Origin of the sequence: Daejeonella sp. H1SJ63, from assembly GCF_029360775.1 — a bacterium.
Taxonomy (GTDB): domain Bacteria; phylum Bacteroidota; class Bacteroidia; order Sphingobacteriales; family Sphingobacteriaceae; genus Daejeonella.
The window spans coordinates 224,598-241,898 of the sequence record NZ_JARKMZ010000028.1; the positions used below are offsets into that span (position 1 = coordinate 224,598).

The 17,301-nt window shown below is 38.9% G+C and carries 15 protein-coding genes; 9 read left to right on the plus strand and 6 right to left on the minus strand.

All coding sequences use genetic code 11. The features are described 5' to 3' along the window. Positions 1 to 60 precede the first annotated feature (60 nt). Complete coding sequence (locus P2W72_RS08935) at positions 61 to 1,308, plus strand: ABC transporter permease (protein ID WP_276361141.1); 1,248 nt, start codon at positions 61 to 63, stop codon at positions 1,306 to 1,308. A gap of 119 nt (positions 1,309 to 1,427) precedes the next feature. Here the strand turns inward: P2W72_RS08935 and P2W72_RS08940 are convergent, their stop codons facing one another. Beyond that, entirely contained in the window at positions 1,428 to 2,414 is a 987-nt protein-coding gene (locus tag P2W72_RS08940) for a bifunctional ADP-heptose synthase (protein ID WP_276361143.1), read from the minus strand. A gap of 51 nt (positions 2,415 to 2,465) precedes the next feature. Continuing rightward, entirely contained in the window at positions 2,466 to 3,662 is a 1,197-nt protein-coding gene (locus P2W72_RS08945) for a pyridoxal phosphate-dependent aminotransferase (protein WP_276361146.1), read from the minus strand. Positions 3,663 to 3,788: 126 nt separating this feature from the next. On the opposite strand from P2W72_RS08945, the gene P2W72_RS08950 reads away from it, so the two are divergent. Genes P2W72_RS08950 through bioA form a run of 3 tightly spaced genes read left to right on the plus strand, consistent with a single transcriptional unit; the run spans position 3,789 to position 6,473 of the window. Next, on the plus strand, positions 3,789 to 4,772 hold the full coding sequence (locus tag P2W72_RS08950) for a cation diffusion facilitator family transporter (RefSeq protein ID WP_276361148.1): 984 nt from the start codon (positions 3,789 to 3,791) through the stop codon (positions 4,770 to 4,772). Continuing rightward, positions 4,765 to 5,208: an NUDIX domain-containing protein gene (locus tag P2W72_RS08955; RefSeq protein WP_276361151.1), complete on the plus strand. Its 444-nt coding sequence runs from the start codon at positions 4,765 to 4,767 to the stop codon at positions 5,206 to 5,208. The genes P2W72_RS08950 and P2W72_RS08955 overlap by 8 nt, the downstream gene beginning before the upstream one ends. Next, positions 5,199 to 6,473 carry an adenosylmethionine--8-amino-7-oxononanoate transaminase gene (gene bioA, locus P2W72_RS08960; protein ID WP_276361153.1) on the plus strand — a complete coding sequence of 425 codons (1,275 nt, stop codon included), beginning with the start codon at positions 5,199 to 5,201 and terminating at the stop codon, positions 6,471 to 6,473. Before P2W72_RS08955 ends, bioA begins: the two co-directional genes overlap by 10 nt. Positions 6,474 to 6,502: 29 nt before the next feature. Here bioA and P2W72_RS08965 read toward each other — a convergent pair whose 3' ends face one another. Further along, positions 6,503 to 8,365 (minus strand): LTA synthase family protein, encoded by a 1,863-nt coding sequence (locus tag P2W72_RS08965; protein ID WP_276361155.1) that lies wholly within the window; start codon positions 8,363 to 8,365, stop codon positions 6,503 to 6,505. Between the two features lie 61 nt (positions 8,366 to 8,426). Beyond that, entirely contained in the window at positions 8,427 to 9,101 is a 675-nt protein-coding gene (locus P2W72_RS08970; protein WP_276361158.1) for a hypothetical protein, read from the minus strand. A gap of 108 nt (positions 9,102 to 9,209) precedes the next feature. Here P2W72_RS08970 and P2W72_RS08975 point away from each other — a divergent pair, with 108 nt between their 5' ends. Genes P2W72_RS08975 through P2W72_RS08995 form a run of 5 tightly spaced genes read left to right on the plus strand, consistent with a single transcriptional unit; the run spans position 9,210 to position 16,041 of the window. After that, on the plus strand, positions 9,210 to 10,004 hold the full coding sequence (locus P2W72_RS08975; RefSeq protein ID WP_276361159.1) for a hypothetical protein: 795 nt from the start codon (positions 9,210 to 9,212) through the stop codon (positions 10,002 to 10,004). Next, complete coding sequence (locus P2W72_RS08980) at positions 9,994 to 12,024, plus strand: helix-hairpin-helix domain-containing protein (RefSeq protein WP_276361160.1); 2,031 nt, start codon at positions 9,994 to 9,996, stop codon at positions 12,022 to 12,024. Before P2W72_RS08975 ends, P2W72_RS08980 begins: the two co-directional genes overlap by 11 nt. A gap of 2 nt (positions 12,025 to 12,026) precedes the next feature. Then, the gene (locus P2W72_RS08985) at positions 12,027 to 14,123 is read left to right on the plus strand and encodes a ComEC/Rec2 family competence protein (RefSeq protein ID WP_276361161.1); all 2,097 of its coding nucleotides are present in this window, start codon (positions 12,027 to 12,029) and stop codon (positions 14,121 to 14,123) included. Positions 14,124 to 14,172: 49 nt separating this feature from the next. Next, complete coding sequence (locus tag P2W72_RS08990; protein ID WP_276361162.1) at positions 14,173 to 14,946, plus strand: enoyl-CoA hydratase/isomerase family protein; 774 nt, start codon at positions 14,173 to 14,175, stop codon at positions 14,944 to 14,946. Between the two features lie 24 nt (positions 14,947 to 14,970). Further along, positions 14,971 to 16,041 (plus strand): metallophosphoesterase, encoded by a 1,071-nt coding sequence (locus tag P2W72_RS08995; protein WP_276361164.1) that lies wholly within the window; start codon positions 14,971 to 14,973, stop codon positions 16,039 to 16,041. On the opposite strand, the gene P2W72_RS09000 is transcribed toward P2W72_RS08995, so the two are convergent. Together P2W72_RS09000 and P2W72_RS09005 are read right to left on the minus strand one after the other, a co-directional pair. Beyond that, positions 16,031 to 16,930, minus strand: coding sequence for a diacylglycerol kinase family protein (locus P2W72_RS09000; protein ID WP_276361167.1), 900 nt, complete (start codon positions 16,928 to 16,930; stop codon positions 16,031 to 16,033). The genes P2W72_RS08995 and P2W72_RS09000 overlap by 11 nt on opposite strands. A 4-nt stretch (positions 16,931 to 16,934) precedes the next feature. Beyond that, a complete protein-coding gene (locus tag P2W72_RS09005) occupies positions 16,935 to 17,270 on the minus strand; it encodes a MerR family transcriptional regulator (protein ID WP_276362195.1) in 336 nt (111 codons plus the stop codon). Positions 17,271 to 17,301: the final 31 nt, after the last annotated feature.

The window sequence follows — 17,301 nt, forward strand, 5'->3', positions numbered from 1 at the left end:
ATATTTTCTATTTGATACTGATCTGTAACGTTTTTAAGTAATTTTGGTCTAAACTCATGTATGATATTTCTCAAACTATTAAAAGAGAGTTTTTTGTTTGCATTCGAAGCATTGAGGCAAAATAAACTCAGGACTATCTTATCCCTTTTAGGTATAACGATTGGAATTATGACCATTATTGGCGTTTTTTCAGCTGTTGATACGCTCCGGAATAATATACAGAGTAGTGTTGAGAAATTGGGAAGTAACACCGTTTATATTCAAAAATGGCCCTGGGTTGGCGGTCCGGATTTCCCATGGTGGAAATATATCAGCCGTCCGCAGCCTAGTTTAAGGGACTATGGGAAACTGACTGAACGAATGCAGAACGCAGAAGGTGTAGCTTATGTAATCGGGATTGGTAACCGTACAATCAAATACAAAAATAACAGTATTGAAGGAGCTCAGTTATCAGCAGCTTCTCATGATTATTATAAGGTTTGGAAGTTTGATTTTGAAGGCGGGCGCTATTTTACTGATAGCGAATCAAAAAGTGGAAGGCCTTTAGCTATAATCGGGTATTCAATTGCTGAAGGTTTGTTCCCTAATGGGGATCCGATTGGGAAGGTGATTACTGTATTAGGGAGAAGGGTAACCATCATCGGGGTTTTTAAAGAAGAAGGTGAAGATATGCTGGGCATATCAAAGGATAAAACCATTTTGATTCCGCTTAATTTTGCCAAAGGGGTAATAAAAGTTGAGGATGAAAGATATGGTCCGCAGATTGCAGTTAAGGGCAGGGAAAATATTTCAGTAATTGAACTTGAAAGTGAATTAAAAGGAACTATGCGCTCGGTTCATCGTTTGATCCCGCAGGATGATGATGATTTCTCTCTGAATAAGACTACAGTTTTAACTGCACAACTCGATCAGCTTTTTGGCATAATTGATATTGCCGGTGCCATTATCGGCGGATTTTCGATTCTTGTTGGTGGATTTGGTATTGCAAATATTATGTTCGTTTCTGTAAAAGAGAGAACAAATATCATTGGGATTCAGAAATCACTTGGGGCGAAGAATTATTTCATTATGCTCCAGTTTCTGATTGAATCTGTTTTATTATGCTTGATGGGAGGCTTTATTGGTCTGTTGATTGTATTTGTTCTGGCATTTGTATCCAAAACATTTTTTGATCTTACCATTGTAGTTGATATAGGCAAGATAATTCTGACCATTGCACTTTCAACAGCAATAGGACTCATTTCAGGATTTATTCCTGCATATAATGCTTCGCGTCTGGATCCTGTGGAGGCTATCAGAAGTAAATAATAAAGGGTTGGTTTTCAGTTACCTGTGTTAGCTTTGTCAGACGAAGAGTTGCTAATTTGAAATTATTACTTTATGGTCTTGACTCCTGTTTTTTCAGTAGTATATTGAACGGTATATGATTATTTGTAGGATTCGAGCTTTTCACTTTCTTCCAGCAATCTTGACTTATCTATAGGAACTACTCCGACATGCTCGCATACCAGTCCGCCGGCAAGGTTTGCAATTTCAGCAGTTTTGAATACGTCCAGTCCTGCGGCAAGGCAAAGCGCGGTAGTTGCAATCACAGTATCGCCGGCACCGGAAACGTCTGCTATATCACGTTTGTGCGCCGGAAAATGTTTCTTTCCCTCATCAGAACTGATGAATACACCGTGTTCGGAGAGAGTAAGCATAACGGCATTTGCACCCAGTTGCGTTCTTAGTTTATTTACAGCATCTTCAACTTCTCCGGATTTGGCAGGATCAACTTCTATTTTAAGTCCTTCCTTCAATTCTTTCAGGTTAGGCTTAAATAAGTTTACTCCCTTATAATCAAGGAAATTGCGCTTTTTAGGATCAACTACAGTAATAATATTCTTTTTTTCAGCGAGTTCAACCACATTATTGATTAGATTTTTGTTGATCAGACCTTTGTCGTAATCTTCGAAAATGATCGCACTGATATTTTGGGAATCAATAAGAGTGTTGATTTTTTTAATTATAGACCGTGTGCTTTCTTCAGAAATATTTGCTTCAGTTTCAGCATCAACTCTTACTATCTGCTGATTGTGGGCAATAATCCGGGTTTTAACGGTAGTCGGGCGGGCATTTATTCTTAAAATACCTTCGGTACTTAGTTTCTGAGTATTTAAAAGTGATAAAAATTCATTCCCCTCGGGATCATCTCCGATAACAGCACAAATGAATGGGTTGGCTCCAAGCGATTGTACATTAAGGGCAACATTTGCGGCACCTCCTAATCTGTTTTCTTTCTTGGTGACTCTGACAACAGGCACAGGAGCTTCGGGAGAGATACGATCTGCCTTCCCCCAGATATAGCTATCCATCATCACATCTCCGATGATCATCACATTCAAAGAATTGAACTTTTCGAAGATTTCTTTCATGTCGAAATGAAGTTTAACCCCGGATTTAATCCGGGGTTGAAGAAGGGAATATTATTTTAATGCTGCTAAAGCAGTTTTAATGCGCTTCATAGCCTCAATTAGTTTCTCATTTGCTGCTGCATATGAAAGACGAATCGAGTTCGGATCTCCGAAAGAATCACCGCTAACGGTAGCTACATGCCCTGTATTTAAAAGGTATAAAGATAAATCTTCAGCATTTTTGATTACCTCGCCATCAGGTGCAGTTTTTCCGAAGAAGGAACTAACTTCAGGGAAGAAATAGAACGCACCACCAGGAAGATTAACTTTTAATCCCGGAATATCCTTTAACAGACCATAAACAAGATCACGACGCTCTTTGAAAACAGTTCTCATCTCATTTATAGTTTCAAGTCCGCCTTCATAAGCTGCAATACCGGCTTTCTGAGTAATCGAACAGGTACCTGAAGTGATCTGGCTCTGAAGCTTATCACATGCTGCAGCTATTTCTTTATTACTTGCAGAATAACCAATACGCCATCCGGTCATCGCATAAGCTTTGGATAAACCGTTGATGATGATTACACGATCCTTAATTGAAGGGAACTGTGCAATTGATTCGTGATCATTCAGAAAATTGATATGCTCATAGATCTCATCAGAGATGATGTAGATATTCGGATATTTTTCAAATACTTTCACCAAACCCTCAAGCTCTTCGCGGGTATAAACGCTGCCTGTTGGATTGTTCGGTGAAGAAAACATGAATAACTTTGTTTTCGGAGTAATTGCTGCTTCAAGTTCTTCAGGAGTAATTTTGAAATCACTTTCAAGTGTTGTGTTGATAAACACAGATTCGCCTTCTGCAAGCTTTACAAGCTCTGAGTAAGACACCCAGTATGGGGTTGGAATGATTACCTCATCACCAGGGTTTACTACGCAAAGAATAGCATTAGCAAGTGATTGTTTCGCACCTGTTGATACAACAATCTGGTCGAAATCATAGTCCAGATTATTTTCACGTTTAAGCTTTGCTGCAATTGCCTTACGCAGTTCAGGATAACCTGCAACTGGTGTGTAGTAAGAAAAGTTCTTGTCAATAGCCTCTTTGGCTGCTTCTTTAACAAAGTCAGGAGTGTAAAAATCGGTTTCGCCTAAGCTAAGACTGATAACATCTATTCCCTTTGCTGCTAATTCCCGGCCCATTTTTGCCATTTTTATGGTGGCAGACTCGGAAAGATTGTTGATTCTGTTTGATAATGTGCTCATAATTAACGCAAATATATGAACATGACCTGCCAATGCAAAAATTAAAAAGAAATGTACCTTAAATTTCCAATTTATTAATAAATGCTCTGTTGCTTTGTATAAATTTGCTCAGAATAAGTCTCAATTTTGCAAACTCAAAAAAAGGTCATACTTCTTTCTCTGGCAATCGGCATTCTGCTGATGCTTGCAAAGTTTACTGCCTATTTTATTACTTCTTCAAACTCAATTCTGACTGATGCAGCTGAAAGTATTGTTAATATACTTGCAGGCCTGTTTGCTTTTTACAGCATTTACCTGGCTGCACAGCCAAGAGATGTTAATCATCCCTATGGTCATGGTAAGGTCGAATTTTTCTCAGTGTTTATTGAGGGAAGTCTGGTTATGCTTGCAGGGATTCTGATCAGTTTTAAATCAGTTTACAATCTTTATTACCCGCATGAAATATCTGATCTTCAGGATGGTATAGCTATTGTTGCGGTTTCGGGTCTGATCAATTTTGTATTAGGTTATTATCTGGTCAGGCAAAGTAAAAAATTTAATTCCCTTACCCTTTACGCTGATGGTAAACATTTACAGGTAGATGCTTATACCAGTGTGGGCCTTGTATCCGGATTGGTTTTAATCTATTTAACAGGATTGAATTACCTGGATAGTATTCTGTCAATTTTAATAGGGCTGTATATTATTTACTCGGGTTATAAGCTGGTTCGTAAATCTGTCTCAGGTCTGATGGACGAGTCTGATTTTGATACAGCAGATGAGATTATCGCCATTATCAATAGTCACCGGAAGGATTCCTGGATTGATATGCATAATCTGCGTACGCAGAGATACGGGACCGATATTCATATCGATTGCCATTTGACTCTCCCTTATTATTTTGATCTGAACAAGGTTCATGAGGAAGTCTCAGAAGTAGATAAACTGGTTAATCATAAGGGCAGTTCAAATACTGAATTCTTCATTCATGCAGACCCATGCATTCCTGAATGTTGCCATTATTGCAGAATGCCTGCCTGTGTGGTAAGGTCAGAGCCTAAGAGCAAAGACTTTTTATGGACGAGGGACAATGTAACCAAAAATCAAAAACACTTTAATTCAGATGTTTAAATTTAATGTTCGGGTTTATGGCCTTCTGATTAATGAAAAGAATCAGATACTGCTTAGTGATGAAGAGGAATATGGTTTCCGGTTTATTAAGTTTCCCGGTGGAGGTCTTGAATATGGTGAAGGGCTTGCCGATGGTTTAAAAAGGGAGTTTCTTGAGGAATGTAATACTGAAGTTGAAATTCTGGACCATTTCTATACTACTGATTTTTTTATTAAATCAGCTTTTAACGACAGTCAGGTAATCAGCGTATATTATATTGTAAAAGCCTTAAGTCCGCTTGAATTGGATTTTAAGGAAGTCCCATACGATTTTGGTGCTGAGGGTGATATTTTGCAGGCATTCAGGTGGAAATCTTTGAATGAACTTGAGGTCTCAGATGTGACCTTTCCGACAGACCAGCGGGTAATCGAATTATTGAAAGAGAAATGGCAATAAAATCTATAGCCGAACGCGACAGGGAGTTTATCTGGCATCCTTATACTCAAATGAAAAATGCAGGTATGCCTGTCCCTGTTATCAGGGGGGAGGGGGTATATCTTATTGCCGAGGATGGTAAAAGATATATTGATGCAGTTTCATCCTGGTGGGTAAATATTCATGGACATGCTCATCCATATATCGCAGAAAAAGTGGCTGAACAACTCAGGACGCTGGAGCATGTAATATTTGCAGGCTTTACTCATCCTTCAGCAGTAGATCTGGCTGAACGGCTTTTGAAAATACTGCCGGAGGAGCAGAATAAGGTTTTTTATTCTGATAATGGATCAACAGCTGTAGAGGTAGCTTTGAAAATGTGCTTCCAGTACTGGTCTAATCAGGGGATAGAGAAAAAAAAGGTCCTTGCATTCAATAATTCTTATCATGGCGATACCTTCGGAGCCATGGCTGTAAGTGCAAGAAGTGCATTCACACGACCATTTGATGATCTGTTGTTTGATGTCAGGTTTATTGATTTGCCAGATAAAGAGAATATTCAGGATTTAAAATCATATATCAGCTCAATAAGCCACGAACTTTCTGCATTTATTTTTGAGCCTTTGGTTCAGGGCGCCGGAGGGATGCTGATGTATGAGGCAGAATACCTTGATCAGCTTATCCTACACTGTAAAAATGAGGGAATACTTACAGTTGCTGATGAAGTAATGACCGGATTTGGTCGTACAGGTAAACTTTTTGCATCAGATCATCTTACTGAGAAGGCTGATCTGATGTGTTTTTCAAAGGGACTTACCGGTGGAACAATGGCATTGGGTATTACCACCTGTACGAAAAGAATTTACGAGGCATTTCTTTCAGATGATAAGCTGAAAACCCTGTTTCACGGGCATTCTTTTACAGCAAATCCTATAGCCTGTGCAGCAGCTCTGGCAAGTATGGATATCTTACTCAGGGGAGAAACTATTTCAGCTATTGAAAGGATAAAAAATTCTCATCAGCAATTTGCAGAGCGTATTAAAAATCATTCCAAGGTCAGGGATGTCAGACAAACAGGAACAATTCTGGCAATTGAATGGGATAGTTCTGCCGGAACATCTTATTTTAATCAGTTAAGAGATAATTTATATGATTTCTTTCTTGAAGAGGGGATAATATTACGCCCGCTTGGGAATATCATCTATATTCTGCCTCCCTATTGTATAAGTAATGAGGAACTTGATTTTGTTTATTCAAAAATAAGTTTGGCTCTGGAACGATTTTAAGGATTTAAAAGCTGTATCCATTTTATGGATCAGAAATCCAGATATTGCTGGAACACCTCCTGCATATAAGCTTTGCCTTTCTTCGTTAGTTCTGCATCAATTTTTGGTTCGGCATTATTTTTTCTGAGAATGATATTCTTACCCACATTATCGAAGGAGATGATCTGTTCTTCAGTAGCAAAGCCAAAGCCATTATCCCAGTTGAAAAAGCCAAAACCAGGTGTTTTGGGGTTCAGCAGGTCTTTGCTCCATGGATAACGCTTATCTGAAATGTTCAGCTGACTTAAAAGTGTAGAAGCAAGGTCTGTCTGATTCCCGTATTTACTGATTCTTGTTCCTCTGAATTCAGGTTTAACAGCATCTCCAAAGAATAGCATGGGGATCCGGTAGCGTTTAGGGTCAAATTCTGTAAGGTTTTCCGGTAAGCGGTGGCTATGATCGGCAATGACAATAAACAAAGTGTTTTTATACCAGTTTTTTTGACGGGCTTCCCTGATATAAGCACCCAGGCAGGAATCAGTGTAAAAGGTAGTGCTTCTGAATCTGTTCTCAACATTATCGCCTTTAAATCGGGCTTTGCCCGGAAGCTCAAAAGGCTCGTGATTTGTTAGTGTAAGTATGGTAGAGAAAAATGGAGATTCTGCATGATCCAGATCCTTCAGGTTTTTGCTGAATACCTTATCATCATAAGTACCCCATTTAGAATTCATGTCTTTGGGACTGAATGAATGCTGATCGGTCATTTTTTGATACCCATGACTTAGTATATAAGACTTCATATTGAAGAATTCGCTTTCACCGCCGTAATAAAATGAAGTTTGATAGGAGTTTTGAGCCAGATCTTGTGCAATTCCGGGCAGTTTCTCCTGTTTCGAATTCTGTTTCATGATGCTCCGGATAGCCTGAGATGGAAATGCACTTAAGGTAGCGGTAACTCCTTTATCAGTCCTTCCAGCTGCGGCATAAATATTTTCAAAAAGAATTCCGTCCCTGCTTAATGCATCGAGATTCGGACTTACTCCTTTTTCACCGTTCAGACTGCCCACCAGTTCTGCAGTGAAACTTTCCAGAATAATTAAGACTATGTTTGGACGAGGGCTTTTAAGTATCTTAACAGGGTTGTCCTCTTTATTTCCAAATAGTTCCTTCAGAATATTTTTTGCTTCTTCACGGTTGTAGTATTTATAAGGATTATCATTTCCGTACTTGTTATTCAGGATGTCCTGCATTAAATTCCACTCAGTGTTAACCGCAGCATGATTTAGAATAGATTTCGTAGAAAAATAAGCCATACTCTGGTTTATGGGACTAAGTTGCCAACCTCCTCTGAGCAGTAGAAAGGTAAGGCATAATGAAATGATAGTAATGCCAGTCTTCTTTGCAATGGATACCGAATAGGAGGGAATGGAAAATAGAACCAATTTCCTGCTGATTATATAACCAGTGATGATCAACGTAAGTATGATGATTACTGACAGGAAGATGGGGGATGAAGAACTGGAAGCAATTGCTTCTTTGGTGGAGTTAAATGCCAGATCTACTGCCCTGTAATTGATTTTTGAGCCCCATTCGCGGTAAAGATTCAGGTTAGCTGCCGAAATGATGGAAAATGTAATTATTAACAGAGATACATATGTTTTAGCCAGAATAGCTGGGAAACGAAATTTTGGAAAAAATAAAAGTATCAGGTAGATAAGCAGTGGTATGACAGACAAGTAAGCTATCATGGAGGCATCAAGCCTCAAAGCATATAGAAATGTGCTGCTTAGTTCTTTAAAACCAATATTGCTTATACTGTCAGCGAAGTAAATCAGAAAAATCAGCCGGTCCAGAAAAAAGAAGCAGATCCAGAATAGAAAAAAACGGCCAAAAACAATAAAGCTTTTCAACATCGCCGCAAGTTATAAAAAACAAGGCGTGTTAAAAAGCGTTATCCTTAAGGTTAAGAGAAGTTTATCTGCCTCCCTGCATTTGCATTAACTGGTCAAGAGTAATTTCTTCAAAATCTTTGCTGGCAGTAAACGATCCTGCCGGAACCGGCCCTGATTGTATTTCTTTTACAATGGCTTTAAGGCTCAACCCATTCATATAAGAAGTGAATTCCAATGGGAAACCTAAACTTTTATCGAAAAAACGGCTTAAAGAATTAGGAGTAATATCTGCATCTTTTGTGAACCATGCTTCAGAGTTCTGATTTGACTTCTTCTCAGTTACTTCATATTTAAGGGCATTGTATCCTGCAATGGTTTTGGTTTCTGATCCTGCCTTTGTACTTAGTTGAGGCATGTTGGCCTGAATTCTATCCTGATCTGCCGGACTGAATATTACAGATAATTTTTTACCCAGCATCGGAATGTCGAGCAATAATCTCTCATATTTCTGTTTGAAATTTAGAATGTTTGTACTCTTGTACATCGCCGATTCTGTTTTAAGGCTTGAAGAATCTCCTTTGAAATAAACTTTAAGCTCGTTCGGTAAATTCGCTGCCAAAGCCTGCATCTGCTCGGGAACTTTCCATTCAACAGTGTAAATAATAGTGCCCTCGCTGATTTTAGTGCTGTTTTTTGCCTGTGCAAAAGCACCCACCGCAATAAATATTAATGCGATGCTAAATAAGATTTTTTTCATGCTTTTTAATTGATCTGTCTTAGTGACGACTAAATATAAATTTTGTTACCCGATACCGTTCAATAATTTTTTTTGACCGTTTTCGGGCCAGCTGGTAATTTCATTATCATGATACGCATTGGTCTGATCATCTTATTGCTTCAAACTCCGCTGTATGCTCAAATTTATCCCGGACCCAGATCTTCAGCTTTAGGGTCTGCATCCATGGCATTACAGGGTTCATGGTCAATTCAGCAGAATCCTGCAGGTATTTCAACTCTGGAAAGGCCTGTACTTGCATTTTCATATGAGCAGCATTTTTTAGATCCTGAGTTAAGTTCGCAGAGTGCTCTTCTGGTGCTCCCAATTAATAAGCATGTTCTTGGTTTAAGTTTTCGCCGTTATGGGTTTTCAGAATATGCTGAACAAAGTGCAGGCTTTGCCTATGCCAGAAGTTTTTCGGGAACACTATCGCTGGCTATTGCATTAAGATTACATCAGATTCATATAAACCAGTATGGCAATGCATCTGCCTTAAGCCTTGATGCAGGGATGCAATTTCGTCTGACAGAAAGAATTATGATTGGGTCATTTATAAGTAATCCCGGCAGGAGCGGATACTCCAATTCCCCTGCTTCAAACGTTCCTGTGGGTATGAGTCTGGGGATATCATATTTTTTTAGTGATAAAGTTCTGGTTCTGACTGATCTTGAAAAGGTATTGGGGAGGGCGATGGATCTGAAATTCGGACTTGAGTACAAGCCGGTTAAAGAGTATGCTTTACGCGGAGGGGTTTCTGTTAATCCATATAAGCAGTATGCCGGCTTCGGGTTTAATTTTAAAGGAATAGCGATAGATGCTGCAATTATATCCCACCCGAGCCTGGGTATTTCACCTAACCTTGGATTGAGCTATGAATTTTAAGCATCACACAGGAATATTGATTTTTCTTCTGTTGCTGTTGAATGTTAATAGAACCAATGCTCAGGTTCCGGCAGAAGAGTTATTTATTCAGCTCATAGAGTCGTTTAACCCTGATATTCAGGACGCATACGATCAAACCGAGCTTTTAGAGCAATGGAATCATTACAGAAAGCATCCATTGAACCTGAATACCGCTGACAGTGATGAGTTAAGGCAACTCTTTTTTTTGTCTGAAATTCAGATAAATGCAATTTTAAAACACAGGAAAGAGAATGGCTTATTCCTTGATATTCTGGAATTGCAGGCCATTCGGGAGCTGGATATTCCTGCTATTCGGCTGATCGGTTTTTTTTCAATGATAAGGGAACCATATAATCTGTCGGTATCTAATGCTGCTGAACTTTTTCAAAGATCCGAACAGGAGCTCATCCTCAGATTTGGGATGAACTCAGATCAGTTAAATGCAGCCGGTCAATCAGAAAGTGAATATTCCGGTTCTTCGCTTCGGATGCTTGTCAGGTATAGATATAATTATCAAAATAAGCTCTATGCTTCATTGAATATGGAGAAGGATGCTGGCGAACAATTTTTTAATGGCAGGAAGCCAGGAGGCTTTGATTTCTATTCAGGTAATATTTTTCTGAAAAACGCCGGGGTCTTTAAAAAGTTCCTGATTGGTGATTATTCACTGCAGTTTGGTCAGGGATTGGCCATGTGGACCGGCTCCGGTTTTGGAAAAGGAGTGGTTCTGAATACGGTTGCAAGGCAGGATCATGGACTTAAGCCATACAGTTCAGTGAATGAAGTGCTGTTTTTAAGGGGATTGGCTGGAAGTATCGCTTTCAATAAAATTCTTTTCACTCCATTTATGTCTTTCAGAAAATATGATGCTTCAATATCAGATTCCGGAACCGAAATCAATAGTTTGGTTCTGACCGGTTTGCACCGTACCTCGGCTGAGCTTGCGAACCAAAACCGGCTAAACTCATTTATCATTGGGGCTAATGTTGGCTTAAGTCAAAAACATTTTCACCTGGGTCTGACAGCTTACCGGACAAAATTTAATCTTCCTTTCGGGAAAGGGAAGTATTTGTATGATCAATATAGCTTTACGGGTAATCATCTCATCAATAGTAGTTTGTATTATAGCTACACATTCAGAAATACTTATTTTTTTGGTGAACTGGCTAACTCTTATAGTTCGGGAACAGCATTGATTAATGGTATGATGAGTAGTCTTTCATCAGGGGTATCACTTCTGTTGCTTCAAAGGAATTATTCAAGAAATTATCATTCATTTTTTAATCAGGCACTATCTGAATCATCAGAGGCTGTAAATGAAAGGGGCTTTCTTGCCGGTTTAGAATTAAAGTTTAATCCCGGCTGGGAGTTCTTCTCATATACGGATCTTTTCAGATTCCCATGGCTGAAATTCAGGGTGGATGGCCCATCTAAAGGGTATGAAAATCTCTTTCGGTTAACTTATAAGCCCAATAAAAAGTTTAAACTGCTTGCTCAGGTTAAGCAGCAGTTAAAACAGGAAAACCCTGATCTGTTTTTGAATTCTGCCGGACTGGAAAACGTATACAGATACAATTATAGATTGGAGCTTAGCTATAGAATCAATGATAAGTTTACTCTCAGAAATCGGGCAGAATTTGTGAAGTATCATAAAATACCTTATAACCCTGAATATGGATTTTTAAATTATCAGGATATCATTTATGATCCTATGAGTTCACGGTTTTCGGCTAATCTGCGTTTTGGGATCTTTGATACAGAAGGTTTTAATTCCAGGATTTATGCTTATGAGAACGATGTGCTGTACTCTTATTCTGTACCGGCTTATCAGGGAAGTGGTTTGAGATTTTATGTAAATGCCCGGTATACCTTGCTGCGGGGAATTGATGTATGGTTGAGGTACGCACACAGGAGTTTGCATGATAATAAGTTTAAAGTAAGTGAGAATGATTCGGAAAAGCAGTCAGATCTCAGAATACAGCTCCGGTATCAGTTTTAGATATGTTTTACAAAGGAGAGACACCATTTGTCCGTTTGTTAATTCCCCTGCTTGCCGGGATTGTTTTCGCTTATTCATTTCCATCGCAAATAATTGCAGATCTGTGGCTTTGTGTTGCAGTTTTCCTGCTTTTTTTACTGTTTCTTTTCCTTCTTTTTTACAAAAAGTACAAACTTTATAAAACTTCCTGGCTTGCCGGTTCGATCATTCATGCATGTATATTTTTTACAGGTGCGGGACTGACGGTTAATAATTCTAACAGGTTTGATCCTTCATATTTTGCTTATGGAGAGTCTGATTATTTTATTTTGAAGCTGACGAATGAACCGGTCTTGTCAAATGGAATTTTCCGGTTTGAAACAGAGGTTTTGAAAAGCTTTAAGGCTAAAACTATTCAGGAAAGATCAGGTAATCTTCTGGTTTTATGTAAACCGGATAAACCTTTTGTGCTGAACCTGAAGTATGGTGACATTCTGATGATGCCCGCAAAATTTTCAGAGGTCAATGCCCCCTTTAATCCCGGGGAGTTTGATTATAAAAGATATCTGAGCAACAGGAAAATACATTATCAGGCATTCCTCAATGGAGAGCAGATCAAGTTATTAAGACGTAATGCGGGCAATCCGGTTATAAGTTATGCACTTAAATTAAGACTTAACTGTGTTGAACGGATAAATAGATCGCTCGCTGATAAGGATGCGGCCGCATTGGCTTCAGCACTGATTTTAGGTTATCGCTCTGATCTCAGTACAGAAATTGTGAACGCTTATGCCGATACAGGCACAATGCATGTACTTTCTGTATCCGGAATGCATGTAGGAATTGTATTTCTTGTGCTGAATGTGCTATTAAAACCTTTAAGCAGAAATAGCAGACTGATTTTCCTCAGGTCTGTGCTGATCATTGGATTTATCTGGTTTTATGCTTTACTGACAGGGTTTTCTGCATCTGTTTGCCGGGCAGCTTTTATGTTAAGCTTCGTGCTTATCGGTAAAAGCTTAAATAGAGACCTGAATACTTATAATCTGATCGCCATCTCAGCGTTTTTTCTACTCCTTGTTGATCCCTGGTACCTTTTCGATGTTGGATTTCAACTTTCTTATCTTGCAGTTTGCGGACTTATTTATTTTCAACCGATCATTTATAATGCCTTGTACTTTGAGAATAAGATTTTTGATATGGTCTGGTCATATTCTGCATTGTCGCTTGCCGCACAAATCGCTACTTTCCCTTTAAGTATCTATTATTTTCATCAGTTTCCGGTTTATTTTCTGATCAGTAATTTGCTGATAGTTATGCCGGTAGCAGTAATTATGTATGCGGGTATTGCATTTATACTGTTTCCTTTCACCATTGTTGAAAATGTATCAGGTCAATTTCTGAACCATCTGATCATTATTACCAATAATGTTTTATTCAAAGTAGAAGCATTGCCGTCTGCCGTGTTAAGCGGACTTTGGATCAATGAACTTGAATTAGTGCTTATAAGCTTGATTATTTTCTCAATCTCATTAGGCTGCTCATTTAAAATCAGATATATGTTATGGCAGGTTCTGATACTAATATTGATACTCTCAGTCAGTCTTTCACTGAAAAGTATCGGTAACTTCAAAAGAAATGAACTCGTTTTCATGAGCCTGAGGAAGAATTCAGCAATCGCCTGGTTTAATCAGGGGAAGGTAGTTGTGGTTTCTGATATAAATCCTTCCGATAAAATTTTTGATTATTCTCTCAGACCCATGATTGCAAGTATTGGGGGGCATGAAAATCTGTTTGCAAACTTCGGACAGAATATTTCCGGGCATAATTTTAAAATGGGTATGAATTTCATACAGTTTGGCAATTTTAAATTGCTCAGGTGGAATAAAGATTGGAATAAATGTACTTTTCAATCAGATATTCAGTTTGATGCGGTATTGATCAGCAATGATGCTGTGTGGAATTTAAAAGATATTATGACCCGTTTTCAGGTAAAAATGATTCTTATTGATGGTACTAATTCTGATTATAGAATCAGAAAGTGGCTCATTGAGGCGAAGAGATTAAAGATCAGATCATATTCACTGAAGAAAAATCCTGCCTATATTGTTAAGCTATAATAAATTGAATTAAATTTGATTATCAGCATTCTGAAAGGCGGGAATAAACATGGATCTAATCGAATATAGTATATCAGACCGGATTGCAGTAATAAAGATTAATCGCTCCGAAAAGAGGAATGCCCTGAATCCCCGCCTCGTGAATCAGTTGACTCTTTGTTTCAGTAAAGCAATTGCTGATTCATTAGTAAAAGTAATAATTCTGAAATCAAGCGGTGATGTATTTAGCGCCGGAGCAGATCTTGACTATCTGAAGCAATTACAGCATAGTAGTTTTGTTGATAACGAGAAAGATACCATTGCCTTAATGGAACTTTTCTTAATGATATATGAATCTCCAAAACTGGTAATTGCCCAGGTTGAGGGTCATGCCATTGCCGGTGGATGTGGTTTAGTTTCTGTTAGCGATATTGTTTTTTCTGTTCCTGAAGCTAAGTTCGGATATACTGAAGTAAAGATAGGTTTTATTCCTGCACTGGTTAGCTGTTTCCTGATCAGGAAATTAGGGGAAGCTCGTGTAAAGGAGTTATTGCTCAGTGGTGATCTTATCAATGCAGGTACAGCATGTAATTACGGGCTGATCAATTTTATTTTACCTGCCGATGAGATTGAGGCAGGTGTACTTGAATATGCTTCACTCCGGGTGAATACGGCATCAGCAAACTCTGTTTCACTCACTAAGAAGTTGTTGAATGCTGTGCAAAATCTACCATTAGAGGAAGGTCTTGAACTCGCTGTAAATTTTAATGTTCAGGCCCGCTCGTCTGAAGATTGCAAAAGAGGAATCTCGGCATTTTTGAATAAGGAAAAGCTGAACTGGTAATATTGTTGGAAATTCTGATAGGTGATGTCTTCGGGAAATAAAGAAAATAAAGCGTTTGAGGTTTTTTTGGTAGGAGATACAGGGAATGTTCAGCGATATGGATATGATCCGGTTTTAGATACTTTGAAAGCCCATTTCAATAGAGATCAGCATTCTGCTGTAATTTTTCTGGGTGATAATGTTTATCCGCGTGGATTACCTGATCTGGGACATGCTCTCAGAAAAGATGCTGAGGATGCCTTAATTGCTCATAAAAATGCATTGAGTGATTATCATGGTAAAGTTTTATTCATCTCAGGGAATCACGATTGGGATAAGGGGAGAGAGGATGGGTTTAATTATATAATCAGACAGGAGAAATATCTTCAGAAATTATTCGGCTATAATGTGATGTATCCTACAGGTGGCTGTCCGGGGCCAACCGAAATCAGTATTAATCATCACCTTACCGTAGTTCTTATCAATACCCAATGGTGGCTGCAGCCCGGATATCGTCCGATTGGTAAAGATTGCGGATGCAGGGTTGAATCTGAAGAGGAGTTTTTCAGGCATCTTACAGAGATTATTGAGAAGAATAAAGGTAAACGTATTCTTATAGCCGGGCATGCACCTGTTTATAGTTATGCAATTCATGGAGGCAGATATAAGCTCAGACATCATATTTTTCCGTTCACAGTTTATCACAGAAAGGCCTATGTTCCTCTGCCTTTGGTTGGGTCGCTTTTACCGATTTACAGAAAGTATTTTGGTGCAAAAGAGGATATTGCACACCCCAGATACAGGCATTTACGTCACCGGTTGATTGAAATCTTTAAAAGCCACCCGGGCATAATTTATGCCGCAGGACATGAACATAATTTACAGCATATCGCAAGGGAAGACAATCATTTTATTATCAGTGGTGCCGGTTCAAAGCTGAAATATGTTTTAAGAGAGGGCAAAAATCTGAAGTTTGGGATTAAAGCAAAAGGCTTCTTTAAGCTGAGGGTAGAAGCCGATGGATTTGCTAAACTTCAAGCCTGGGTGGTTGACTCCCGTTTGGAAAGAGGGAAGCTTGTTTATGAGTATGAAGTAGGGCAGCTAATTAAGGAATAATTACCGTAAGTGCCCGGGGTATACTTTTAATTCCGATCTCTTTTACTTTGCCAAATACCTCTCCGTCTATCTGCAGGGTAGTTTTTTTATTGCTGAATACCTGAGCATTGCGGCAGCTGATGATCTCCACATAATCAGAAGTATGCAGTCGGTTAACGAACATTTTCCAGGCTATTGACAATAGTTTAATACCCGGAAACGGCTTAATGATTACCAGTTCAAATTTCCCGTCATCCAGTTTACCTTCAGGATTGATTACAGCACCTGTGCCATATTTAGAAGCATTTGCGAATGTTATTGAAACCCCTTTTCTTTTGATTTTTACACCATCAATCACTATCCTGAAGGTGTAAGTCTTAAGCAGGAACATTTCTCCGAAAAGGTGTCTGGCATAGGTTAATAATCCTCTTTTGGGGTCTTTTTCAAAGCGTTTTACGACCCGTGCATTTAATCCTACATCTGCAAGGTGAATACAGGTTTTGTCATTTATCCTCATCAGATCGATAGTTTTTGTATTGCCTCTGTTGCAGGTCTCCAGAGCAGCTTCAATTCTGGATGGGATATTCAGTTCTTTTGCCATTCCGTTTGCAGACCCTGTCGGAATAATGCTAAGGGGGATAGAGCTCCCATTGAGAATTGTGGCCATCAGGCTGATCGTCCCATCTCCACCGGCTGCAGCAATTCTGTCGGGTAAAAACGTGTCAATTTCAGCTTTTATCGCATTTTCATCATTTTCGCTCATGGAATAAATGCGAAAGTCCCACGAATGTTTTTTCGCATATTCCGAAATAAGCCCCGATATGACTTTTTCTGATCCCCTGCCTGATCTGGGATTGATTATGAACAGTAGCCTTAAAGGCCTGCCGGCCGGTTCTGCTGCTTTATGCATGGCTTCAGAGCTGCTCTTTTACCTCGAGTAAAAATTGTTTCAGGCGTTCAAGAGAATCAATTACCTTCTGGTTTTCTTTTACCTCCCCTTTATTGTTTTTGAGATGCTCTTTTGCACCCTGAAGTGTAAATCCTTTCTCTTTGACCAGATTGAAAATAATTTTCAGGTTCTCAACATCTTCAGGGCTGAAAAGACGATTCCCTTTTTTATTCTTCTTTGGTTGAAGAATGTCAAATTCGCGTTCATAAAAACGGATCTGGGATGCATTTACATCGAACATCTGGGTCACTTCACCCATGGTATAATACAGTTTCGTTATATCTCGTTCTTTATATGGCATTCCACTGGTTTTTCCCAGTAAAAATAATACT